We start from the raw sequence: 23403 nt of genomic DNA, 5'->3' as shown, positions 1-23403 counted from the left end.
CTGCAGAAAGCGATGTCCAACGAAGATTTCAAACAGGCTGCCCTCGATTACCACCGCATGTCGCCGCCCGGCAAGATCAAGGTGACTGCGACCAAGCCGATGCTGACCCAGCGTGATCTGTCGTTGGCGTACTCGCCCGGCGTCGCGCACGCCTGCGAAGCGATCCTGGCCGACCCGCAGCAGGCCAGCGAACTGACCGCCCGTGGCAACCTGGTCGCGGTGATCTCCAACGGTACCGCCGTGCTGGGCCTGGGCAACATCGGCCCGCTGGCCGGCAAGCCGGTGATGGAAGGCAAGGGCGTGCTGTTCCAGAAGTTCGCCGGTATCGATGTATTCGACATCGAGATCGACGAGAACGACCCGGACAAGCTGGTCGACATCATCGCCTCGCTGGAGCCGACCTTCGGCGGCATCAACCTGGAAGACATCAAGGCCCCGGAATGCTTCATCGTGGAGCGCAAACTGCGCGAGCGGATGAACATCCCGGTGTTCCATGACGACCAGCATGGCACCGCGATCATCGTTGGCGCCGCGGTGCTCAATGCGATGGTGGTCACCGGCAAGAAGATCGACGAGGTCAGGCTGGCCACCACCGGCATGGGCGCGGCGGGTGTTTCCTGCGTCAACATGCTGGTCTCGCTGGGCCTGAAGAAAGAAAACATCCTGGCCTTCGACCGCGATGGCGTGATCCACACCGGGCGCAGCGACCTGGACCCGGAAAAGGCGCGTTACGCACGCGACACCGACAAGCGCACGCTGGCCGAGATCGTCGACGGCGCCGATATCTTCCTGGGTCTGTCGGCCCCGGGCATCCTCACCGCGGACATGGTCAAGACCATGGCCAAGGACCCGGTGATCTTCGCCCTGGCCAACCCGACCCCGGAAATCATGCCGGAAGCAGCCCGTTCGGTGCGCCCGGATGCGATCATCGGCACCGGTCGTTCGGATTATCCGAACCAGATCAACAACGTGCTGTGCTTCCCGTATCTGTTCCGCGGCGCCCTGGACGTTGGCGCCACCGCCATCAACGAAGAAATGAAGATCGCCTGCGTGCACGCGATCGCCGCGATGGCACGCCGCGAAGCCAGCGACCTCGGTTCGGCCTATGGCGATGAAACCCCGAGCTTCGGCCGCGACTACCTGATCCCGCGTCCGTTCGACCGCCGCCTGCTGGTGGAGCTGTCCGCTGCCGTGGCCCAGGCCGCGATGGATTCGGGCGTGGCCACCCGGCCGGTCGCCGACATGGGCGCCTACCGCGAGAAGCTGGCCCAGTTCGTCTATCGCACCAGCCTGATGATGAAGCCGGTGTATGACCGTGCGCGCGCCGACAAGCAGCGCGTGGTGTATGCCGAAGGCGAAGAAGAAGTGGTGCTGCGCGCGGTGCAGAACGTGGTCGACGAGGGCCTGGCGCTGCCGATCCTGATCGGCCGCCCGGACGTGATCGAATCGCGGATCGAGCGCATGGGCCTGCGGATGAAGGCCGACGTGGATTACCAGGTCACCAACATCAACGATGACCCGCGTTTCAACGAGTACTGGCAGTACTACCACAACCTCACCGGACGTCGCGGTGTGACCGTGGCCGCGGCCAAGAACCTGATGCGCTCGCGCCCGACCCTGATCGCGGCGGTGATGGTGGCACGCGGTGAAGCCGATGCCATGCTCACCGGCGTGGTGGGCCGTTTCCACAAGAAGCTGGGCTATGTGCGCAGCGTGCTGCCGCTGGAACCGCGGGTCAGCTCGACCTCGGCGATGACCGGGGTGATCAACCAGCACGGCGTGTTCTTCTTCGTGGACACCCACGTGCAGGAAGATCCTACCGCCGAGCAGATCTGCGAAGCCACGCTGCAGGCGGCCTACCGCATGAAGCTGTTCGGGATCGAGCCGAAGGTGGCGCTGCTGTCGCACTCCAACTTTGGCAGCCACGATTCCAAGGATGCGCTGAAGATGCGCAGCGTCCGCGCCATGCTGCTCAAGCGCAATCCGCGCCTGAACGTGGATGGCGAAATGCAGGGCGACACCGCCTGGGACGAGGCACTGCGCCAGAAACTGCTGCCCAACAGCACGCTGAAGGGCCGTGCCAACCTGTTCGTGCTGCCCAACCTGGAAGCGGCCAACATCGCCTACAACCTGGTGCGCGTGTTCACCGACGGCGTGGCGATCGGCCCGATCCTGATGGGCGTGGCCAAGCCGGTGCACATCCTGACCACCAGCGCGACCTCGCGCCGTGTGCTCAACATGACCGCCATCGCGGCGGTGGATGCGCAGATCCGGAAGCAACTGGAGGCGGAGAAGGCCTGAGGCCTTCTCCACCTCCAGTTGCAGAAAACGCGCCCTTCGGGGCGCGTTTTTGTTTCGCGCAGCGAAACCCGGATCGGGTAGCTACCGACCGTTGGTCGGTAGGCATTGGAGAAAAGCAGCGGCGCAACGCGCCGCTGCTTTTTTGCCCGTGATCTTTCGCGGACTTCCCAACGGCCCGCTGCGCAAGGCATGCGCCGCCGCATCTGCAACAGGCACGCCTCACTCCCGTCACCCCCGTGCAACCTGCGCCGCGCCTAATACGCCCACGCGGCCCGGCCGTGGCGGCTCCCGTCGGGGATGCCGCCACTCCTGGGCCCGACCAGATTCCCCGCCCGGAGCATCGTCATGCGCAATCGAGCACGCAAACGCTATTTCCAGCAGTTGTTCGCGCTGTATGCCGGGTTGGTCGGGGCGCGCTGAAAAGCGTACCGACCAACGGTCGGTACCTACCGGGACGATACGGCGATGCCAGGTGCGGCGTACCGACCAACGGTCGGTACCTACCGGGGCGATATGGCGATGCGAGGTGCGGCGTACCGACCCACGGTCAGTACCTGGCGTGCCCGGATTGTGCGAGCGGTCGTATCAACGCGCCTGCACGTACGCCGTCCACAGCGCAGGCAGCGCCATGCCGGTGCGCTGTTCCCACAACGCGGGCGCATACCGTCCGTCGCGCAACGCCCCATCCAGCGCCTTCACCAGCCCAGGATGCTGCGCCTCGCTCCACTTCAGGAACGCGCCGGTCACCCGGTAGCCGGTATCGAAATTCTGCCCTTGCTTCACCACCGTCGGCAGGGCCCAACCGGCGGCCGCATTGTCCTGCCCGTAGTGGTCGCGCGCGTAGTCGGCGATGCCTTCCACCAGCCAGCCCGGCACGCGTTCATTGGCATATTCGGGATAGCCCTGCACGATGTGCATCGCCTCGTGGGTCACCAGGTCCACATCCTCTGGGTGCTTGTCCAGCCACGCCGGGTTGATGGTGATGGTGGCCGCCTTGTCCTTCTCGCCTACGAAGGCGATGCCGTCGTAGTCAGGGTCGATCACGATCTGCACCTGTGCCGGTGCGGCCGGATGAAAGTCCGCCCGCTCACGCACGTAGGCGGCGAAGAACGTGTCGATGATCCGCGTGCGCAGCGGCGCGGGCAGTGCATCGGCCGCATCGCGGTAGGTCAGCGTCACCCCGCCACGCTGCACACGTTGCTCGACGGCAGCTGCATCGAACAGTGCAAGCATCCCCAACAACAGCAGACATGCCCCGGCACAAAACCGCTTGCTGACTTCCATCATCGCCATCCTCAACGCTCCCCATCCGGTGCCAGCAACTCCACCTCGGCCAGCTGCATCCGGCCCGGCCCGGCAATCCGCAGGCGGTACTCGGCGTAACGGCCGGGGCTGGCGATGCGGAACGGCCGGGTCTGCTTTGCCCAAGCAAAATCCTCGCCCCGGCGCTGGTCCAGTGTGGTCCAGCGGCCGCCGTTGCTGCGTGCTTCCAGGGTCCACTGGCCGCTGCGGATTGCGCTGTCGCCGCTGGTCAGCGTGTACATCGAGGCGCGGCCGTCGCTGGCCCCGGTCAGGGTGATGGTGGCGCCTTTGCCCAGCGGCGTGGTGGTCCCTGCGTCGTCATCGATCAGCGCGGCCAGTGCCGTACCGTCGGCCGCGTGCGCCTGCGCGCCACGGCCGAGCAGGTCATGCAGCAGGGCCGGGCGTTGCCCGCGCGCGGTCAGCGAGCGGGGCGCGGCGTCCGGGCCACTGCCCCATGTCGACGGTTCTGGACCCATCACGAAGTCCAGGGTTGCGCCCTTGGCGATCACCTCGTGCGGCACCCAGGTGTTGCTCCATGGCTTGCCGTTGATCGTCAGCGACTGCACGTACACATTCTCGCGCGAGTTCTGCGGTGCATTGACGGTCAACACCGCGCCGCCCTGCAGGGTCACCTTCGCATGCCGGAACGCGGGCGAGCCGATCGCATATTCCGGCGCGCCCATCCGCAGCGGATACAGGCCCAGCGAGGCCAGCAGGTACCACGCCGAGGTTTCGCCGTTGTCCTCATCGCCGGGGTAGCCTTGGCCGATCTCGCTGCCCACGTACAGTCGCGACAGGATGTCGCGGACGTGCTGCTGGGTCTTCCATGGCTGCCCGGCGTACAGGTACATCCATGGGATGTGGTGCGCCGGCTGGTTGCTGTGCGCGTACATGCCCATGCGCACATCGCGCGCTTCGGTCATCTCGTGGATGGTGCCGCCGTAGGAGCCGGCAAAGGCCGCATCGGCGGTCTCCGGCGTGGCGAAGAACGCATCCAGCTTGGCTGCCAGCTGCTCGCGCCCGCCATACAGCGTGGCCAGGCCTTCGCCATCGTGCGCGGCGGTGAAGGCAAACGTCCAGCCGTTGGATTCGGTGTAGTCAAAGCCCCACACGCGCGGGTCGTAGTCCTTGGCATCCAGGCGCCAGCTGCCATCGGCCTTGCGGCCCTGGAAAAAACCTGCCGCCGGATCGAACAGCGTGGCATAGGTACCGGCGCGATGGCCGAAGTAGTCGGCCTCGGTGGCGTAGCGCTCGCGTGCGGCCGCAGTGCGTGCACGTTTGGACAACGCCTGGGCCATGTTGGCGATGCCGAAATCGTTGAGTGCCCCTTCCATCGTCCACGACATGCCTTCATGCACCTCGGCGCTGGCATAGCCACGGAAGCTGGAACGGTCCATGCCCTTGCGCCCGACATGGCGGTCCGGCGGCACCACGGTGGCGTTCTTCAACGCGGCCTCGTAGGCCTCTTCCGGATCGAAGCCGCCGATCCCCTTCAGCCACGCATCGGCGAAGGCCACATCCGAACTGGTGCCCACCATCAGGTCGGCGTAGCCGGGTGAAGACCAGCGTGCGACCCAGCCACCGGCGCGGTACTGCTCCAGGAAGCCCTGCACCAGTTCGCCGGCATCGGTGGGGGTGAACAGCGCGTAGGCCGGCCAGGTGGTGCGGAAGGTGTCCCAGAAGCCGTTGTTGACGTACACCTTGCCGTCGCGCACCGGGGCGAAGCTGCGCGTGGCGCTGGCATCGGAGCTGTCGTCGGCGGCGCTGGCCTGGCTGGCATAACGCCAGTCCGGCGCGGCGGCGGTGCCGGCGTTCTCGTGGCCGGAGTTGGGGTACAGGTACAGCCGGTACAGGCTGGAATACAGCGTGGTCTTCTGGTCGTCGCTGGCATCGCCGATATCGAACGGCGCCAGGCGCGCATCCCACGCATCCTGCGCGCGGGCGGCGACCCGCTCCAGGGTGTCATCGGCGGCCAGTTCCAAGGCCAGGTTGTGCCGCGCCTGGTCCAGGGAGATCAGCGAGGTGGCGATGCGCATGTTGACCTGGCGGCTGCCCGCGGCGAACTTGATGTAGCCGGTGGGGCGGCCGGTGCTGACCGCTCCGCTGCTGCGCCAAGGCGTGTCGAAGCTGGCCACCACGTACATGCGGGTGGCACCGTTGGACAGGCCGCTGCGGGTGTCGGTGTAGCCGCTCAGGGTCTGGGTGGCTGCATCCAGGGTCAGCCCGCCGCGCGCGTCGACGTTGTCGAACAGCAGGTTGGCATCGCCCTTTTCCGGGAAGTCGAAGCGGAACAGCGCGGCATGGTCGGTCGGGGCGATCGCCGCGCCGATGCCGTTGTCGAACTGCACCTGGTAGCGGTAGGGCTGCGCGCGCTCGTTGTCGCGCGAGAACGACAGGGCCCGCTTGCTGCGGTCGGCCTCGGGCACGCCGCGCGTGGCCGAGGGCATCACCTGGAAGGTCTGGCGGTCGCCCATCCACGGGCTGGGCTGGTGGCTCAACGCCAGTGCCTGCAGCTGCGGGCGGTTGCGCGCGTCGTTCTGTTCGTTCCAGCGGTACAACCAGTTCAGTGCGCCGGCGTCGGTCACCGGGGTCCAGAAGTTGAAGCCGTGCGGTACCGCCGTGGCGGGGAAATTGTTGCCGCGCGAGAAGGTGCCGTTGGCCTGGGTGCCGCGGGTGGTGAGGACCCAGTCGGAGGCGCGCTGCGGCACCACGCGCGGCTGCACGTCCAGGCGCAGGTCGTCGATCCACCCGGCGACCGGCGCCGCATCGGCGCTGGCCACCTCCAGTTCCACCGCCACCACGCGACGCCCGCGCAGCGCGGGGACATCGCCCAGGCGCACGGCCTTGCGCGCCCACTGCTGCGGGTACAGCGTCTTTGAATCGCCCTGCGCGGTGGCACCCATGGCGACCCCATGCTGGTCGCGCGCCGCGCTGGCCGAGACCCGGCTGCCGTCATCCAGCAGCAGGTCCAGTGACACGTAGGTGGAGGCGACGGTATCGCCGCCGACGATCTCCGGCAGCACCAGCCAGCTCAAGGTGGTGTCGGCCTCGATCGGCAGGTCGATGTTGAACAGCGTGCGCCGTTGCGCGCCGCCCTTGGTGCTGTAGCGCAGCGCGCGGATCCCGGTGTAGCCCACGCCGGCCTTGGCCGCGTAAGGCGCACGCGGACCGTCACCCACCTCCACCTGGAGCGCCTGCGCACTGCGCTGCGGGCTCGGTTGGCCACGCTCGAACGAGGTCTGCAGTCCTTGGCCCAACGCAGGCAGGGCAAGGCACGCGCAGGCCACGGCCAGGGCGAGCGGAAGCAGGGCGGGGCGCGCGGGACGCGGGGCGGACAGGGTCATGCAAGGGTCTCCCGGAAAGGGCAGGCGGCAGGCAGGGCCCACATCGGCGACCACGGCGGACAGCATCACCCCGGCCGCCAGGGGCGGACGAGAGGGCGATGCAGGTCCGGCGGGGGGCGGGCCATGCGATCGGGGCAGAGGTTCAATCGGGTTCGATGCTGCAACAGCGGTCATGCTGCTGGCAAGTGCCATTTAGTTCGATCCAAACCCTGAAAATCCGTCATTGGACAGGTGGGTTGACAGTGTCTTTGGATCGATTTAAAAAGAACGGTCCGGTGGCGTGATGCAGGCCGCAGCTGCGGCACCCCGTGGCGTGTCTGCAGCCGCGGCGCGCCGGCCCCGGATGCTAGAATCATCGCCCTCGCAATTCCTTTGTGTGTCCACGCCATGAGCCATACCGCCACCGCGCCCGCCAACGCCGAGAAGCGCTACAGCGTGCACCGCGCCGACCTGCCGCTGAGCTGCCCGACCCCGGAAATGGCCCTGTGGAACTCGCACCCGCGCGTGTACCTGCCGATCGAAGACGAGCCCAATGGCGAGGCCAAGTGCCCGTACTGCGGCGCCGTGTTCGTGCTGGCCGACTGAGCCACGGTTGCCATCGTGCGCCAACTGACCGTGGTGCAGCTGCTGCCGGCGCTGCACTCCGGCGGGGTTGAACGCTCCACCCTTGAAATCGCCTCTGCCCTGGTAGCCGCCGGCCACCGGGCCATCGTCGTGTCCGCCGGTGGGCGGCTGGTCGAACCGCTGCTGGCCAGCGGCGCCGAACACCTCACCCTGGACATCGGCCGCAAGTCGCTGCTGACCCTGCGCCACGTGCGCAGCCTGCGCAACCTGTTCGCCGAAGTGGGCGCGGACATCGTGCACGCGCGCTCGCGGCTGCCGGCCTGGCTGGGCCTGTATGCGGTGCGCAACCTGCCCCCCGCACAGCGCCCGCGCTGGGTGACTACCGTGCACGGGTTGAATTCACCGGGACGCTACAGCGCGGTGATGACCAGCGGCGAACGTGTGATCTGCGTGTCCACTACCGTGCGCGACTTCGTGCAGACCCATTACCCCGGCGTGCACGCCGAGCGCCTGCAGGTGATTCCGCGCGGGGTGGATGTGGCGCAGTTCCCGCCGGTGGCGCGCACCGACCGGCGCGCGCGGCTGGCCGTGGCCCAACAACATCCCGCGCTGGGCACGCAGGCGCCACTGTTGTTGCTGCCCGGCCGCGGCACCCGCCTGAAGGGCCATCAGCATGCACTGGCATTGCTGGCAGGCCTGCATGCCCAAGGGGTGCCGGCCACACTGTGGATGCCCGGCACCCGCGAGCCCGGCCGCGAAGCCTATGTGGCCGAATTGGACGCACAGGCGCGCGCGCTGGGCATTGCCGACCACCTGCTGATGACCGCGCCCACCACCCGCATCGCCCAGGCCTACGCGGCCAGCGACCTGGTGCTGCAGGTATCGGACAAGGCCGAAGCGTTCGGGCGTACCGTGCTCGAGGCGTTGTCGGTGGGCCGGCCTGTACTGGGCTGGAACCACGGTGGCGTCGGCGAACTGCTGGCGCAATTGCAGCCCTCCGGTGCGGTAGCCTTGCACGACAGCGAAGCCCTGCTGGCGCGTGCGCGGCAGTTGTTGCAGCACCCGCCGGCGTTGCCTTCGCGCATTCCTTTCACCTTGCAGGCGATGCAGCGTGACACCCTCCAGCTCTATGCCTCCCTCGCCGGCTGAGATCCCGCTGGCGCCCGGCTCGCCAGGGTCCCGCGCGGGCCGCTGGGCGCCGTGGTGGGTGCTGGCCTTCGTCGCGTTGTGGCCGTTGCCGGGCATTGCCGAGAGCGTCCTGGTGCTGGGCGCGCTGTATGCCGCCGTCCGCATGGTGCAATTGCGCATGCAGGGCAAGCAGCGCCTGTTGAGTGCGCCGGCATGGGCACTGACCAGCATCCTGTTCCTGGGTTATTGGCTGCCGCAGGCCTTTTCCGCATTCGATGCGATCGACCCGGCCACCGCGTGGCGCAAGACCGCCGCCGGGCTGCGCTATCTGCCCTTCATGTGGCTGGTGGCGATCGCCGTGGCAACCCCGCAGCGGCGCCGCCTGACGCTGGGCGGGGTCGCGTTGATCGCCGCGCTGTGGACCCTGGATGCGCTGGCCCAGGCCGCCTTCGGTACCAGTCCGTTGTTCTGGTCGCTGGACCAGATCAAATGGGCGGTGAGCGGGCATGGGCTGTGCAATCCGGTGGAAACAGCCGCCGTGGACCGGCTCAGCGGTGTGCTGGGGCCATGCAATCTCAAGTTCGGCCAGGTGCTGGCCAGCCTGTCGCCGTTCCTGCTGTTCGCCGCGGCGCGGCATGCACGCTGGTGGGGCTGGAGCCTCGCGGCGGCGGCGCTGGGCGTGGTGCTGGTGCTGGCCGGCTCACGCGCGGCCTGGCTCACCTATGCGCTGGTGGTGGTGTATTCGGGGTGGCGCCTGCTGGGCGCCCGCGTGCTGCTGGCCTGCCTGGCCATCGGGCTGGTCGGTGCGGTGGCGATCGGAGTGGGCTCGACCCAGGTCCGTGAGCGCGTGGCGCGCACCGCCATGGCCTGGGAGGGTGACGGCGACGGGGTCAACCAGGCCCTGTCCGGCCGCGCCCAGATCTGGTCCGCCGCCGGCTGCATGATTGCCGCCCATCCGATCAACGGGGTCGGTGCGCGTGGTTTTCGCGATGCCTACGAAGGCTGCAATCCGGCCCCGCAGGCGCAGGAGGTCTGGGGCGAGGGGCCCGCGCTGCACGCACATCAGATCGTGCTGGAGATCCTGGCCGAAACCGGTGTGCTCGGCCTGCTGCTGTGGCTGGCCGCAGTCGCCCAGGCGTGGCGCGCGTGGCGTTTCGCGCCGGCGGCGGCACGCGAGCGCGCCCGCCCGGCCATGCTGGCGCTGGCGGTTACCGTGTTCCCGCTCAACACCCACCTCGCGTTCTATTCCACGTTCTGGGGGGGCCTGACCCTGCTGCTGGCCGCGCTGTACGCCGGCAGCCTGTTGGCCCGGGACGAGACCCAGCCCCCGGCAGGGTGATCGGGCCGGCGCGTACCGACCAACGGTCGGTACCTACCGGGCGCATCCGGCCGGTAGGTATCGGCAACGACCGCGCCGAATGCACCCGGCAACGACCGTGCGGAATGGAACCGGCAACGACCGTGCGGAATGGAATCGGCAACGACCACGCGGAATGCACCCGGCAACGACCGTGCGGAATGGAACCGGCAACGACCGTACGCAATGCAACCGGTAGCTCACGACCGTTGGTCGTGAGGCCGGTGATCCCCGTTGTGCGCATGCCTACTGGTAATAATCGCTGCGGCCGCCCGGCTGGCGCTTGAAGCGGCGGTGGATCCACAGGTACTGGTCCGGCGCTTCGCGCACCATGGCTTCGATGGCCTGGTTGACGCGCGCCGTATCGGCTTCGACATCCTCGCTGGGGAAGTTTTCCAGCGGCGCACCGATCTTCAGGAAGTATCTGCCGCCTTCGCGACGATGGAAGTACGGCACCACCGCGCAGCCGGTCATCCGCGCCAACTGGTGGGTGGCGGTGATGGTGGCGGCGGTATGACCGAAGAACGGCACGAACACCGTGTCCTTGCCGCGCATGTCCTGGTCCGGCGCGTACCACAGGAAGCCGCCCTTCTTGAGGTGGCGGACGGTGGCGCGGATGTCTTCGTTGGCGTACATCGCCTTGGCATAGCGCAACCGGCCGAACTTGACCGCCCACTCGTACACCGGGTTGCGGTGCTTGCGGTACATGCCCGACAGGTCCACGTGGTCGCACAGCAGCCGCCCGCACATCTCCAGGGTCATGAAGTGCCCCGAGACCAGCAGCACGCCGCGGCCGTCGGCCTGCAGGCGCTGCAGGTGCTCGAGGCCTTCGATCTGCACCTGCGGGCGGATGCTGTCGATGCTGCCCCACCAGGCCCGGGCGAATTCAAAAATGCCCACACCCAGGGCGTCGAAGCTGTCGCGCAGCAGGCGCTGGCGCCAAGCCTCGTCCTTCTCGGGGAAACACAGCCGCAGGTTGACCTCGGCCGCACGTCGGCGGCTGCCGGCCAGGCGGTAGGTCACGGTGCCGACCCCACGGCCGAGCGCGCGCTGCAGCATCCATGGCAGGCGGGCCACGCCGAAGGCGGCGAACATGACGGCGAACATCGGCCAGTTGCGCGGATCGCGCAGGGACGGGCGAGTGGCGGTGGAAGGGTTATCTGACATGCGCTCGATTCTAATGGATGCATCCCGGCAGGCCCATCACGGCGGTGCGGGATGCCTTCCCCGCGCGGCTCCCGTATCCTCTGCGCATGCGCAAAAGCCCTGTCGAATGGATCCTGCGCGGCCTGTACTCGGCCGTGCTGTACCTGTTGCTGCCGATCACCGTGTACCACCTGGTCTGGCGCGGTTTCCGGGTGCGCGAGTATTTCCGCCGCTGGGACGAGCGCTATGCTTCCTATCCGCATCCCAGTGGGCAGCCGCGGGTGTGGCTGCATGCGGTGTCGGTGGGCGAGGTCAATGCGGCGGCCCCGCTGGTCAACGCGCTGCGCAGGCTGCGCCCGGATATCCGCTGGGTGATCACCACCATCACCCCGACCGGCTCCGAGCGCGTGCGCGCGCTGTGGGGCGATGCGCTGGACCACGTCTACCTGCCTTACGACGTGCCGGGCAGCGTCGGGCGCTTCCTGGGCCACTTCAAGCCGAGCCTGGCGTTGATCCTGGAAACCGAGCTGTGGCCGAACATGCTGTTCGGCTGCCGCGACCGCGCCATTCCGGTGTACATCCTCAACGCGCGGCTGTCGGCGCGCTCGCTGCGCGGCTACCGGCTGCTGCGGCCACTGATCGGGCGCGCGCTGCGCACCGTCACCTGCGTGGCCGCGCAATCGCAGGACGACGCCGAACGCTTCCTGCAGCTGGGCGCGCTGCCCGGCCAGGTGCAGGCGCTGGGCAACCTCAAGTTCGACATCGCCGCGCCCAACGTGCAGGACTTCGTGGCGCAGTTCCACACACTGGTGCCGGCCGACCGCCCGGTGTGGATCGCCGCCAGCACCCACGAAGGCGAAGAGCAGGCCACCATCGACCTGCACCGGCGTCTGCGCGAAGCGCTGCCCGGGCTGTTGCTGTTGTGGGCACCGCGCCATCCCGAGCGCTTCCCGCGGGTGGAAGCGCTGGCGCGCGAGCAGGGCTGGAAGGTCGCCACGCGCCGCCAGCAGCAGTGGCCGCAGGCCGACACCGACGTGTTCGTCATCGATACGCTGGGCGAGCTGATGTCGTTCTATGGATGCGCGCAGGTGGCCTTCGTCGGCGGCAGCCTGCAGGCCATCGGCGGACACAATCTGCTGGAACCAGCAGCAATGGGCACGGCCGCCGTCACCGGTCCGCACCTGCACAACTTCGCCGAGATTTCCCGGCGCATGCGTGAGGCCGGCGCGGTGGTGATCGCCGAGGATGCACCGGCGGTGGGCGATGCCCTGCTGACCCTGCTGCGCGACCCGCAGGCGCGCGAAGACATGGCGCGTGCGGGCTGCACGCTGGTCAGCAACGGGCGCGGTGCGCTCGACCGCACCGTGGCCCTGATCGCCCCGCACCTGCCACCGCCCCTGGCCTGAGCGCCAGCGGGGCGTGGCCCGGGCCAACTACGTGGCCGAGGCGACCAGCAGGTCGCCCAGGAAGGCGTAGGCGAACCCGAAGTAGATGAACACGCCAAGCAGGTCCATCACCGAGGTGATCAGCGGCGAGGACAGCGTGGCCGGATCGGCGCCGATGCGGCGGGCGGCAAACGGCAGCAGTGCGCCGATCACCCCGCCCAGCGCGGTGCACACCAGCATGCTTGAGCCGACCACCATCAGCACGTCCATGCCCACGCCTTTGCTGAAGTAGGCCAGGATCGCTTCGAGCACGGCGATGGTGACCCCCAGCACGGCCGCCACCGGCAGTTCGCGCTTGACCACGAACCACACATCGCGCCAGCTCAGTTTCAACTCGCCCAGCGCCATGCTGCGGATCACCAGCGTGGCCGACTGGCTGCCGGTATTGCCGCCCATATCCACGATCGGGGCGATGAAGGCGGCCAGCACGATGACCTGCGACAGCAGTGTTTCCTGCGCGGCCACGAAGGTACTGGTGACGATGCCGAAGCAGGTCAGGATCGCCAGCCAGAACACGCGCACGCGGAACATCTGCTTGAGCGGCGTGCTGCGCACGTCCAGGTCGTTGCCATTGGCACCCACGGTGCCGCCAAAACGCGCCAGCTGCGAGGCATCGCTCTCTTTCTCGATGTCCATCGCATCGTCCACGGTCACGATGCCGATCATGCGGCCATCGGCGTGGGTCACCGGCAACGCCAGCAGGTCGTAACGGCGGATCAGTTCGGCGGCCTGCAGCTCTGGCCAGTACGCATCGGCGGTGGTGGGCCGGGGCTGCATGATGCGTTGGATGGCGGCGCTGGCATCGGCCAGCACCAGGTCGCGCAGGGTGACCGTGCCGCACAGCCGCAGTGCGTGGTCGAGGACGAACACGATGTTGACCGTTTCCTTGTCCAGCGCGGTGCTGCGAAGGTGGGCGATGGCCTCGGCCACGGTCATGTCCGGGGCGACGTAGGCGTAGTCGGAGGTGGCAGCGGCGCCCACGGTGCCGTTCGGATAAGACGCCATGCGCAGGATGTCGTCGCGCTCGACCTTGGCCAGCGCCGGCAGCAGCTTCTGCTGCGCGTCCGGGTCAAGGCGGTTGAACAGATCGGCGCGATCATCGGAGGGCATCTGTTCGAACAGCTGCACCACCGCCTCGCGCGGCATCGCCGCCAGCAGGCTGTCCTGCCGGATGTCGTGGAAGTGCGCGAACAGCGCGGCGCGCGCCGACGGCTCAAGCAGCATCAGCAGCCCGGTGCATGCCTCGTCGCCCAGGCTGGACAGCACCTCGGCCAGGTCGGTGGGGTGGGTGATGCTGGCGATGCTGGCAAAGCCGGCGGCATCGTGGGAGTGCGACAGCGTGCGGATCGAGAACAGAAGGTCTTCGCGGTTCATGGGATGCTCCAGAGGGGATGCGGAAACGGGCGTGGGCGCAGGCAGCGCTCAGCGCGGGAAGGCGAGGTTGAAACCGAGCGTGATCCAGCCGCTGTCGGGCTGGTGGTGCACCCGTCCAAGCAGCAGGTCGACGCTGCCGGCCTGGCCGAGATGGCGGCGAATGCCGGCTTGGCTGCTGCGGTGGCGGGCGGGATCGCGTGCGGTTTCGGCCAGCACGGACCAGTGCGGTGTGGCGGCCGCCTCCAGGCCGACACCTTCGGTGCGGCCACTGACGCCATCACGATGTGCCCAGCCCAGGTTGACGTGCAGCCGGACGTGCTCGCCGCTGCCCAGCGCGACGGTCAGCGGTGCGTTGAGATCCCAATCATCCGAGCGCGGCTGATGCGCGTTGCCACCGATGCCGGCGCTCAAGGCAAGCCCCCAGCGACGCTGGTCGATGTCGCGCAGCACGCGCTTGGCACCGGCGGCCCACTGCAGGGTGGGGGTGCCGGGCGCGCGGGTGATCCCGAGCGAATATTCAGTGCCGGCCACGGTGCAGGCCGGCACCGTGGTCCATTCCTGGCCGGCATCGGTGTGGCGCACCCAGCTTTCCAGCTGGCAATGGTGGGCGTCGGTGATACCGGCGTCGTCCACCAGCAGGCTGGCGGCGGCGTGGGAGGTCAACGGAAACACGGCCACGCTCAACAGCAGCGGGACACATGCGCGGGAAGTGTGCATGGGCAATCTCCAGGCAAACGGAAACACCAGCGGCACCCTCGTCGGGGGTCGGGTGGAACTGCGATGCGGATGATGCGAGGCAGGCGAGCAGGCGCTACGCCGTGGGGCCCCGTCCTGGGCGGACGGGACCGACCTGGAGGGTCAGTGGGTCCGTCGGCTCAGGAGCAGCAACGAGATCGACTATGACTGTCCAAGGAGGGGGTCTCTGGGAGAAGGGAAGGTGCGGGGCGGAAGTTAGACAGTGCGCCGGGATCGGTCAAGCGCTTTTCGGGCGGTGATACCACGGTATACATGCCGCATACCGGCGCCTGCCGCAAAACCGTGGCGGCGCGTGTTTGATGGCGAAACAAGGCCGCTGAGCGCGCGCCGCGCGATGACGTGATTGGCTGCCGTGGCGCACGAGGGTGGCGTTGCGCCATGCGTGGCTGGCGTGCGATCCGATCAAAAAAATACTTCTCCCGATGATGGAAAAGGCAGAGGGCAGCTTCTGTCATCTGCTCTCACGCTGGGCAGGGGGAGTTCACGCGGCAAGTGGGTCGAGCGCCGGTCACCGATGCCCTTGCGTGCGAATGTCCCCCGGCGCCGGCCTGCGGCCGTCACCTCCTCCTTTATTTCGCACGCAAGGGCATCGGTGACCGCGTGCAGAGAACTCTGGCCGCCCACGGCAAATACCGGAGTGCGCCTCCGCGAGCCGAGCCGCTTGGCGGCCGGCAGGTCCTTGGCAAAATAAAGGAGGAGGCCGTCGCCGCAGGCGTCGGCCGGGGGACATTTGCGAAAGGGCCTGTCGGCCGCCAAGCGGCCCCGGACGCGCGCGTCATAGCCAAGCGAAGACACACCAGCCTGCTGCTGGCGCCCTTTGGCATATGGGAGAAGAGCAAAAAAAAACCACCCGCATGCGGGTGGTTTCTTCGACAGCGATGTCGCCGGATTCAGTTGACCTTGGTGCTCGGCGTCGCCGCGGCCTGGGTCAGCAGGCGATTGATGTCCTGCAGTTCGGCGATGTCCAGCGTGCCCACGGCCTGGCCCAGCTGCAGGCGGTTCTGCAGGAAGGTGTAGCGCGCGTTGGCGTAGTCCAGCTGCGCCGAGAACAGGATGCGCTGGTTCTGGATCACGTCCAGCACGGTGCGGGTACCCACTTCTAGGCCGACCTGCGATGCGTCGTAGGCGCTCTGTGCCGAAACCACCGCCAGGCGTCGCGCTTCCACTTCGCTGATGCCCGCGACCAGGGTCTGGTAGGCATTGCGGGTGTTGCGGTCCAGCGCGCGCTTCTGCTGCTCGTAGCCGTCCTGGGCGATGTCGCGCGACGCCAATGCCTGGCGCACGCCGGACTGGGTGGCACCGCCGGAGAAGATCGGCACGCTCAGGGTCAGGCCGACGCTGTTGGTACGGCGGTCCGGGCTGAAGCTGCTGCCGCCGTCACCCACCACATCGCCCCAACTGGCCGACTTGCCGGCCGTGGCACCCAGCGACAGGGTCGGGTAATGACCGGCACGCGCGGCGGACACGCCCGATTCGGCGGCGCTGACCTTCAGTTCCTGCGCTTTCAACGCCGGGTTCTGCGCCACCGCTTCGCCAACCAGCTGGTCGATCTGGGCGTACTTGGCCGGCAGTTCCGGGCGGAAATCAGCCGGCAGGGCACGCAGGTCGGCCACCGGCTGCCCGGTCAGCTCGGTCAGCGCCTGGTAGCTGTCGGCCAGGGTGTTCTGCGCCACGATCGTGTTGGCGCGGGCCTGGTCGTACTGGGCGCGCGCTTCATGCACATCGGTAATCGGGGCCAGGCCCACTTCCAGACGCTTGTCGGCGAAGTCGAACTGCTTCTTCGCCGCCGCCTCGTTGGTCTCTGCCGCGGTCAGCGATTCGATCGCCACCAGCACGTTGAAGTACGCCGCCGAGGTCCGCACGATCAGGCTGTCGTTGGCCGAATCCAGGGTGAAGTCGGCCGCCTTGCTCAGATCGCGCTGCGACCGCAGGTTGGCGAACTGGGAGAAGTTGACCAGCGTCTGGCTGCCGTTGATCGTGTAGTTGCGGCTCTTGGTGGCGAACGACGCCGAGCTCACATCGTAGTCCGGCGAGGTGCGGGTACGGTTGAGCGAGGCCTCACCATTGAGCTGCGGCAGCAGCGCGGCACGCGCCTGCACGGCGCCTTCCTTGTCGTACAGGCGGGTCGATTCGGCGGCAGACAGCTGCGGATCGCCATTGCGCGCCATTTCATAGACCTGCAGCAGGTCGGCGGCAGAGGCGGTCATCGGCAGCAGGGCGGCGGCCAGCGCAATTGCGAGGGATCGGCGGATCATTGCGGCTTCCTTGGACTCAGAGTTGGAACTGGGGCGCCGGGGCGGCACCGCGCAGGTAATCGATATCGGTTTCGAACAGCGACTCGGTGCTGCCGTCGGCCTGGACCAGCACCGCTTCCATCACCGGCGAACGGCCGCGGATGGCGAACAGGCGACCACCGGGACGCAGCCACTGGGCGAAACGTGACGGGATGACGTCCACCGCGCCGGTCACGCAGATCGCATCGAAGCGACGTTCGGTATCCCAGCTCAGTGCGTCGGCGGTTTCAATACGGACGTTGTTGCCCAGGCCGGCGGCATCCAGGCGCGCACGCGCACCGGCAGCCAGTTCCGGCTGGATCTCCAGGCTCAGCACGTCGCGGGCCAGTTCACCCATGCAGGCGCTCAGGAAGCCGCTGCCGGTGCCGATTTCCAGCACTTCATCGCCCGGCTGCAGGTCCAGCGCCTGCAGGGTACGGCCCTCGATGACCGGCTTCATCATCTTCTGCCCGAAGCCGAGCGGCAGTTCGATGTCGGCGTAGGCCAGGGCTTTGTGCGATTCAGCGACGAATGCCTCCCGCGGCAGGCGTGCCAGTACATCGAGCACGCGGATTTCCAGCACATCCCAAGGGCGGATCTGCTGTTCGACCATCAGTTCGCGGGCGTGGGAGTAATCGATCGTCATGGGGTTCTATATCCAGCGCAGTGGGCCGGCCATTTTACCGGTGCCGGGAGCCGGCGGCGCGCTGAGAGCATCGCTGCCGTCGCGCCGGGGTCGCAGTGCCGGAAGTCACCGCGACCTCCGGTCCATTCATGTTGTTATCACGCCGGTGGGCGCGGTGCGTAGGCTCTCAGGAAAAAGTCGACGCTCGCGCTCAGGTGGGCGTCGGCATCGCCTTCGACCGGAGCCGGCCGCAGCCCGCACATCATATGCGTATGCAGCTCGCCTTTGATCAAGGTCATGAGCTGCAGGGCGGCGGTGGGGCAGTCGTCGATCTCCAGCTCGCCGCGGCTGACGCGCGCGCGCAGGAACTCGGCCAGCGCATCGGTGGTGCGCTGCGGCCCGGCCAGCCAGAACATCTCGCGCAGCCGGTCGTCGGTTTCCGGGGCCATCATCACCCGCTGCACGGCCACGGCCGCCTGCGAGGTGATCATGTCGAAGAACGCCTGGCCGATGCCCAGCAACTGGTCGCGCAGCGGCGCCTCGGCATCGGCGACGAACAGCGTGTCGGGCAGCATCTGCGAACAGGCGGACTTCACCGCTTCGGCGAACAGGGTCTCTTTGTCGCCGAAATGGCTGTAAACGGTCAGCTTCGACACCCCCGCCTGCGCGGCAATGCTGTCCATGCTGACCCCGTTGTAGCCCTGTTCCACGAACAGCACCTGGGCCGATTCCAGGATGGCCGCACGCTTGCCCAGGTCCTTCGGGCGCCCGGGCCCGGAGGCCTTGGCAGCCGGCTTGGTCAGCGCAGCAGGGGAGGTAGGATCACTCATCCAATCAATACTAGACCAATCGGTTTGATATTTATACTATACCGGCTGGTTCACTATTGGCCGCGCTGGAACAGTATGTTGCCCGCGCGCTTCCCGGATTTCCTTTCAGGTCCTGTACCTCATGAAAAACATGCGTTGGGTGGGCGGTGGTCTGCTGGCAGTGATGCTGGCAGCGTGTGGCAAGCAGGATGCCGAGCCGGTGGCGGCGATCCCGGTACTGGTGGTGCATCCGGGCACCGTGGCCGGGCAGGAAGCGGCCGCCTATCCGGGCGAAGTGCATGCCCGCCAGGAAAGCCCGTTGTCGTTCCGGGTGGGCGGCAACCTGGTCAAGCGGCATGTCGATGCCGGCCAGCGCGTGCGCAAGGGCGACCTGCTGGCCGAGCTGGACGCGGCCGACTATGCCTCGCAGGCCGCCGCATCGCAGGCGCAGTTCGCCGCCGCCGAAGCCGACCTGGTGCGCGCCCGCGATGACCAGAAGCGCTACGCCACGCTGGCCGAAGACCAGCTGGTGAGCCGGTCGGCACTGGACCAGCAGACCGCTGCGTTCAAGGCGGCGCAGGCCCAGGCCAACGCCGCCCGCGCCAACCTGGCGGTGGCCCGCAACCAGGCCGGGTACGCGCAGCTGCGTGCACCGACCGACGGGGTGATCGCCAGCCGCCAGGCCGAGGCCGGGCAGGTGGTCAGTGCCGGCCAGACCGTGTTCACCCTGGCCGCCGACGGCGGCCGCGAGGTGCTGATCGCGCTGCCGGAGAGCAGCATCCGCGATTACCAGGTCGGCCAGCCGGTGCAGGTGGAACTGTGGAACCGCCCGGGCCAGCTGCTGCCCGGCAGCATCCGCGAGATCGCCCCGGCCGCCGATGCGCAGGCGCGCACCTATGCCACCCGGGTCAGCCTGGCACCGGAGGCGCTCAGCGAAGTGGAGCTGGGCCAGAGCGCGCGGGTGTTTGCCGCCGCCGGCCGCAGCGGCACCCTGCAACTGCCGCTGGCCGCCGTGCTGCGCGGTGCCGACGGCACGGCCAGCGTGTGGGTGGTGAACCCGTCCAACGGCGCGCTCAAGGCGACCCCGGTGACCGTCGGTGCCTATGCCGCCGAGTCCGTGCCGGTACTGACCGGTGTGGGTGCCGGCGATTGGGTGGTGGCCGCCGGCGGCCACCTGCTGCGCGACGGCCAGGTGGTGACCCCGGTGGATCGCCAGAACCGCCCGGTGCTGGCACCGGCGGCCGCGCCCGCTGCCGCTGGCAAGGGGCACTGAACCCATGCGCCGTTTCAATCTTTCCGAATGGGCGCTGAGCAATCGCCCGCTGGTACTGTTTGCGATGATCGCCTTTGCGGTGATCGGCGCGTGGTCCTACAAGCACCTGGGCCAGTCCGAAGACCCGCCGTTCACCTTCAAGGCGATGGTGGTGCGCACGATGTGGCCGGGCGCCACCGCCGAGCAGGTCTCGCGGCAGGTCACCGAGCCGATCGAAAAAGCGCTGATGAACACCGGCGAGTACGAGTTCATCCGCTCGTACTCGCGCCCGGGCGAATCGCAGGTGATCTTCATGGCCCGCGACAGCCTGCGCTCCAGGCAGATCCCGGACCTGTGGTACCAGGTGCGCAAGCGCGTGGGCGACATCAAGGCCACGTTGCCGCGCGAGATCGTCGGGCCGTTCTACAACGATGAGTTCGGCGATACCTTCGGCAACATCTACGCACTGACCGGACAGGGCTTCGACTACGCGGTGATGCGCGACTATGCCGACCGCATCCAGCTGGAACTGCAGCGCGTGCCCGACGTGGGCAAGATCGACCTGGTCGGCCTGCAGGACGAGAAGGTCTGGATCGAACTGTCCAACACCAAGCTGGCCACGCTGGGCGTGTCGCTGCAGCAGGTGCAGCAGGCGCTGGCCGACCAGAACGCGGTGGCCGCCACCAGCTTCTTTGAAACCCCGAGCGATCGCGTGCAGCTGCGCGTGACCGGGCAGTTCGACAGCGTCGAGGACATCCGCAAGTTCCCGATCCAGGCCGGTGATCGCACCCTGCACCTGGGCGACATCGCCGAGGTCAAGCGCGGCTTCGCCGACCCGGCCTCGCCGAAGATGCGTTTCATGGGTGCCGATGCGATCGGCCTGGCAGTGGCGATGAAGGACGGCGGCGACATCCTCAAGCTCGGCGCCACCCTGGATGCCGAGTTCGAGCGCCTGCAGAAGACCCTGCCGGCCGGCATGCAACTGCGCAAGGTGTCCGACCAGCCGCATGCGGTGGAAGAGTCGGTGGGCGAGTTCGTGCAGGTGCTGACCGAAGCGGTGGTGATCGTGCTGCTGGTCAGCTTCTTCTCACTCGGCCTGCGTACCGGCCTGGTGGTCGGGGTGACCATTCCGCTGGTGCTGGCGATGACGTTCTTCGTCATGCATTACTTTGGCATCGGCCTGCACAAGATTTCACTCGGCGCGCTGGTGCTGGCGCTGGGCCTGCTGGTGGATGATGCGATCATCGCGGTGGAGATGATGGCCACCAAGATGGAGCAGGGCTACGACCGCCTGCGCGCGGCCAGTTTCGCTTGGGAATCGACGGCATTTCCGATGCTGACCGGCACGCTGATCACCGCCGCCGGCTTCCTGCCGATCGCCACGGCCGCGTCCAGCACCGGCGAGTACACCCGCTCGCTGTTCCAGGTGGTGACCATCGCGCTGGTGGTGTCGTGGATTGCCGCGGTGCTGTTCATTCCCTACCTGGGCGACAAGATGCTGCCGGACCTGTTCAATCGGCAGCTGCCCAAGCCGGACAGCCTGGCCGGGCGTTGGCGGGCCAGGCGCCTGCAGTGGGCCGACCGTCATCCGGCGTTCGCGCGCTGGCTCGCGCCGAAGGAACATGCGCACGACCACGATCCCTACCAGCGGCCGTTCTACACCCGCTTCCGCGCGTTCCTGGATCGCTGCCTGCGCCATCGCTGGTGGGTGATCGCGGCCACCGCGGCGCTGTTCGTGTTCTCGCTGGTGATCTTCCGCTTCGTGCCGCAGCAGTTCTTCCCCGATTCGACCCGGCCCGAACTGATGGTGGACATCGAACTGGCCGAAGGCGCATCGCTGGCGGCCACCCAGGCGCAGGCCACCAAGCTGGAGACGCTGCTGAAGGGGCGTGAGGGCATCAGCAACTACGTGGCCTACGTCGGTACCGGTTCGCCGCGCTTCTACCTGCCGTTGGACCAGCAGCTGCCGGCCACCAATTTCGCCCAGTTCGTGGTGCTCACCGCCGATGCCAAGGCGCGCGAAGCCACCCGTGACTGGATGTTGAAAGAAGTGATCAAGCAGTTCCCGGACGTGCAGATGCGCGTGACCCGGTTGGAGAACGGCCCGCCGGTCGGCTACCCGGTGCAGATGCGGGTGTCCGGCGAGCACATCGCGCAGGTGCAGGCGATCGCCCGCCAGGTCGAGGCCAAGGTGCGCGAGAACCCGCACGTGATCAACGTCAACCTGGACTGGAGTGAACCGAGCAAAGTGGTGCGGCTGGTGATCGACCAGGACCGTGCGCGCGCGCTGGGCGTGAGCAGTGCGCAGGTCAGCCAGTTCCTGAGCAGTTCGCTGTCGGGCATGAGCGTGAGCACCTATCGTGAAGGCAACCGCCAGATCGAGATGCTGCTGCGTGGCCCGGACAACGAGCGCGCGCAGTTGGGCATGATCGGCAGCCTGGCCATTCCCACCGCCAGCGGCACCCCGGTGACGTTGTCGCAGGTGGCCCGCCTGGAGTATGCGTTCGAGGACGGCATCATCTGGCATCGCAACCGCCTGCCGACGGTGACCGTACGCGCCGACATCGGTGACGGCATGCAGCCGCTGGACGTGGTCAAGCAGATCGAACCGACCCTGGACGGCATTCGCGCACAGCTGCCGTCGGGCTACCTGATGGAGACCGGCGGCACGGTCGAGGATTCGGCGCGCGGGCAGAACTCGATCAAGGCCGGCATGCCGCTGTTCCTGATCGTGGTGGCCACGCTGCTGATGCTGCAGCTGCGCAGCTTCTCGCGGGCGGCGATGGTGCTGGTCACCGCGCCGCTGGGCATCATCGGGGCCACGCTGTTCCTGCTGCTGTTCCGTGCACCGTTCGGCTTCGTCGCGCTGCTGGGCACGATTGCCCTGGCCGGCATGATCATGCGCAACTCGGTGATCCTGATCGACCAGATCCAGCAGGACATCGACGCCGGCCATGACCGCTGGCACGCGATCATCGACGCCACCGTGCGCCGCTTCCGCCCGATCGTGTTGACCGCGCTGGCCGCGGTGCTGGCGATGATTCCGTTGTCGCGCAGTGCGTTCTACGGCTCGATGGCGATCTCGATCATGGGTGGCTTGATCGTCGGCACGGTGCTGACCCTGGTGTTCCTGCCGGCGTTGTATGCGGCGTGGTTCCGGGTGAAGCCGGATGAGGGCAGCGCGGGTTGACCGATATCGGCCGACTCCCGATGTCGATGATCCCGTAGAGCCGACCGTTGGTCGGCTGCTCTCCGCGCCGGCACCGCTTACCCGCAAAAGAGCGGCCGCGCGCTGCGCGGCCAGCCGACCAACGGTCGGCTCTACCGGGTATCGGCATTGGGCCGTGGCCGGTCAGCATGAATGCCGACGCAGACACCCGTAGAGCCGACCGTTGGTCGGCTGCTCTCCGCGCCGGCACCGATTACCCGCAAAAGAGCAACCGCGCGCTGCGCGGTCAGCCGACCAATGGTCGGCTCTACCGGGTATCGGCATTGGGCCGTGGCCGGTCAGCATGAATGCCGACGCAGACAACCCGTAGAGCCGACCGTTGGTCGGCTGCTCTCCGCGCCGGCACCGCTACCCGCAAAAGAGCAACCGCGCGCTGCGCGGTCAGCCGACCAATGGTCGGCTCTACCGGGTATCGGCATTGGGCCGTGGCCGGTCAGCATGAATGCCGACGCAGACATCCCGTAGAGCCGACCGTTGGTCGGCTGCTCTCCGCGCCGG

15 protein-coding genes are annotated in these 23403 nt (G+C 67.8%); 7 read left to right on the top strand and 8 right to left on the bottom strand.

Annotated features, from left to right (window positions below):
* Positions 1 to 12: 12 nt before the first annotated feature.
* Entirely contained in the window at positions 13 to 2301 is a 2289-nt protein-coding gene (locus tag AC3IR9_RS17190) for an NADP-dependent malic enzyme (protein ID WP_489292229.1), read from the top strand.
* A gap of 585 nt (positions 2302 to 2886) precedes the next feature.
* Here AC3IR9_RS17190 and AC3IR9_RS17185 read toward each other — a convergent pair.
* On the bottom strand, positions 2887 to 3534 hold the full coding sequence (locus AC3IR9_RS17185) for a basic secretory protein-like protein (protein WP_489295875.1): 648 nt from the start codon (positions 3532 to 3534) through the stop codon (positions 2887 to 2889).
* A gap of 62 nt (positions 3535 to 3596) precedes the next feature.
* Positions 3597 to 6947 carry a GH92 family glycosyl hydrolase gene (locus tag AC3IR9_RS17180; protein WP_489292227.1) on the bottom strand — a complete coding sequence of 1117 codons (3351 nt, stop codon included), beginning with the start codon at positions 6945 to 6947 and terminating at the stop codon, positions 3597 to 3599.
* 387 nt (positions 6948 to 7334) lie between these two features.
* Here AC3IR9_RS17180 and AC3IR9_RS17175 point away from each other — a divergent pair, with 387 nt between their 5' ends.
* The 3 genes from AC3IR9_RS17175 to AC3IR9_RS17165 are packed head-to-tail and all read left to right on the top strand — an operon-like array spanning position 7335 to position 9978.
* The gene (locus AC3IR9_RS17175) at positions 7335 to 7532 is read left to right on the top strand and encodes a zinc-finger domain-containing protein (protein WP_489292226.1); all 198 of its coding nucleotides are present in this window, start codon (positions 7335 to 7337) and stop codon (positions 7530 to 7532) included.
* Between the two features lie 15 nt (positions 7533 to 7547).
* Positions 7548 to 8660, top strand: coding sequence for a glycosyltransferase (locus tag AC3IR9_RS17170; protein WP_489292225.1), 1113 nt, complete (start codon positions 7548 to 7550; stop codon positions 8658 to 8660).
* A complete protein-coding gene (locus AC3IR9_RS17165; protein WP_489295873.1) occupies positions 8641 to 9978 on the top strand; it encodes an O-antigen ligase family protein in 1338 nt (445 codons plus the stop codon). The genes AC3IR9_RS17170 and AC3IR9_RS17165 overlap by 20 nt, the downstream gene beginning before the upstream one ends.
* Positions 9979 to 10242: 264 nt before the next feature.
* On the opposite strand, the gene AC3IR9_RS17160 is transcribed toward AC3IR9_RS17165, so the two are convergent.
* Positions 10243 to 11163, bottom strand: coding sequence for an LpxL/LpxP family Kdo(2)-lipid IV(A) lauroyl/palmitoleoyl acyltransferase (locus AC3IR9_RS17160; protein WP_489292224.1), 921 nt, complete (start codon positions 11161 to 11163; stop codon positions 10243 to 10245).
* An 86-nt stretch (positions 11164 to 11249) separates the two neighbouring features.
* Between AC3IR9_RS17160 and waaA the strand changes: the two genes are divergently transcribed.
* Positions 11250 to 12548, top strand: a complete 1299-nt coding sequence (waaA, locus tag AC3IR9_RS17155; protein ID WP_489292223.1) for a lipid IV(A) 3-deoxy-D-manno-octulosonic acid transferase — start codon at positions 11250 to 11252, stop codon at positions 12546 to 12548.
* 27 nt (positions 12549 to 12575) lie between these two features.
* On the opposite strand, the gene mgtE is transcribed toward waaA, so the two are convergent.
* The 5 genes from mgtE to AC3IR9_RS17130 form a co-directional block, all read right to left on the bottom strand.
* Positions 12576 to 13961 carry a magnesium transporter gene (mgtE, locus tag AC3IR9_RS17150; RefSeq protein ID WP_489292222.1) on the bottom strand — a complete coding sequence of 462 codons (1386 nt, stop codon included), beginning with the start codon at positions 13959 to 13961 and terminating at the stop codon, positions 12576 to 12578.
* A gap of 48 nt (positions 13962 to 14009) precedes the next feature.
* Positions 14010 to 14678 (bottom strand): hypothetical protein, encoded by a 669-nt coding sequence (locus AC3IR9_RS17145; RefSeq protein ID WP_489292221.1) that lies wholly within the window; start codon positions 14676 to 14678, stop codon positions 14010 to 14012.
* Between the two features lie 929 nt (positions 14679 to 15607).
* On the bottom strand, positions 15608 to 16972 hold the full coding sequence (locus AC3IR9_RS17140; protein WP_489292220.1) for a TolC family outer membrane protein: 1365 nt from the start codon (positions 16970 to 16972) through the stop codon (positions 15608 to 15610).
* Positions 16973 to 16988: 16 nt separating this feature from the next.
* Positions 16989 to 17636, bottom strand: coding sequence for a protein-L-isoaspartate O-methyltransferase family protein (locus AC3IR9_RS17135; protein ID WP_489292218.1), 648 nt, complete (start codon positions 17634 to 17636; stop codon positions 16989 to 16991).
* A gap of 137 nt (positions 17637 to 17773) precedes the next feature.
* Positions 17774 to 18445: a TetR/AcrR family transcriptional regulator gene (locus AC3IR9_RS17130; protein ID WP_489292217.1), complete on the bottom strand. Its 672-nt coding sequence runs from the start codon at positions 18443 to 18445 to the stop codon at positions 17774 to 17776.
* Between the two features lie 121 nt (positions 18446 to 18566).
* Here AC3IR9_RS17130 and AC3IR9_RS17125 point away from each other — a divergent pair, with 121 nt between their 5' ends.
* On the top strand, positions 18567 to 19697 hold the full coding sequence (locus AC3IR9_RS17125) for an efflux RND transporter periplasmic adaptor subunit (RefSeq protein WP_489292216.1): 1131 nt from the start codon (positions 18567 to 18569) through the stop codon (positions 19695 to 19697).
* Between the two features lie 4 nt (positions 19698 to 19701).
* Positions 19702 to 22866, top strand: a complete 3165-nt coding sequence (locus AC3IR9_RS17120; RefSeq protein WP_489292215.1) for an efflux RND transporter permease subunit — start codon at positions 19702 to 19704, stop codon at positions 22864 to 22866.
* Positions 22867 to 23403 lie beyond the last annotated feature (537 nt).

This window comes from Stenotrophomonas sp. GL_101 (assembly GCF_057835675.1).
Note: the sequence above shows the minus strand (reverse complement) of the source record. Positions and strands in the feature narration are given on the sequence as shown.

Excerpts from the sequence above, each read along its gene's own strand:
- AC3IR9_RS17130 (WP_489292217.1), bottom strand. The coding sequence starts at position 18,445 with ATGAGTGATCCTACCTCCCCTGCTGCGCTGACCAAGCCGGCTGCCAAG.
- waaA (WP_489292223.1), top strand. The coding sequence starts at position 11,250 with ATGCGCAAAAGCCCTGTCGAATGGATCCTGCGCGGCCTGTACTCGGCC.
- AC3IR9_RS17175 (WP_489292226.1), top strand. The coding sequence starts at position 7,335 with ATGAGCCATACCGCCACCGCGCCCGCCAACGCCGAGAAGCGCTACAGC.
- mgtE (WP_489292222.1), bottom strand. The coding sequence starts at position 13,961 with ATGAACCGCGAAGACCTTCTGTTCTCGATCCGCACGCTGTCGCACTCC.
- AC3IR9_RS17160 (WP_489292224.1), bottom strand. The coding sequence starts at position 11,163 with ATGTCAGATAACCCTTCCACCGCCACTCGCCCGTCCCTGCGCGATCCG.
- AC3IR9_RS17145 (WP_489292221.1), bottom strand. The coding sequence starts at position 14,678 with ATGCACACTTCCCGCGCATGTGTCCCGCTGCTGTTGAGCGTGGCCGTG.
- AC3IR9_RS17125 (WP_489292216.1), top strand. The coding sequence starts at position 18,567 with ATGAAAAACATGCGTTGGGTGGGCGGTGGTCTGCTGGCAGTGATGCTG.
- AC3IR9_RS17140 (WP_489292220.1), bottom strand. The coding sequence starts at position 16,972 with ATGATCCGCCGATCCCTCGCAATTGCGCTGGCCGCCGCCCTGCTGCCG.
- AC3IR9_RS17185 (WP_489295875.1), bottom strand. The coding sequence starts at position 3,534 with ATGCTTGCACTGTTCGATGCAGCTGCCGTCGAGCAACGTGTGCAGCGT.
- AC3IR9_RS17165 (WP_489295873.1), top strand. The coding sequence starts at position 8,641 with ATGCCTCCCTCGCCGGCTGAGATCCCGCTGGCGCCCGGCTCGCCAGGG.
- AC3IR9_RS17120 (WP_489292215.1), top strand. The coding sequence starts at position 19,702 with ATGCGCCGTTTCAATCTTTCCGAATGGGCGCTGAGCAATCGCCCGCTG.
- AC3IR9_RS17135 (WP_489292218.1), bottom strand. The coding sequence starts at position 17,636 with ATGACGATCGATTACTCCCACGCCCGCGAACTGATGGTCGAACAGCAG.
- AC3IR9_RS17180 (WP_489292227.1), bottom strand. The coding sequence starts at position 6,947 with ATGACCCTGTCCGCCCCGCGTCCCGCGCGCCCCGCCCTGCTTCCGCTC.
- AC3IR9_RS17190 (WP_489292229.1), top strand. The coding sequence starts at position 13 with ATGTCCAACGAAGATTTCAAACAGGCTGCCCTCGATTACCACCGCATG.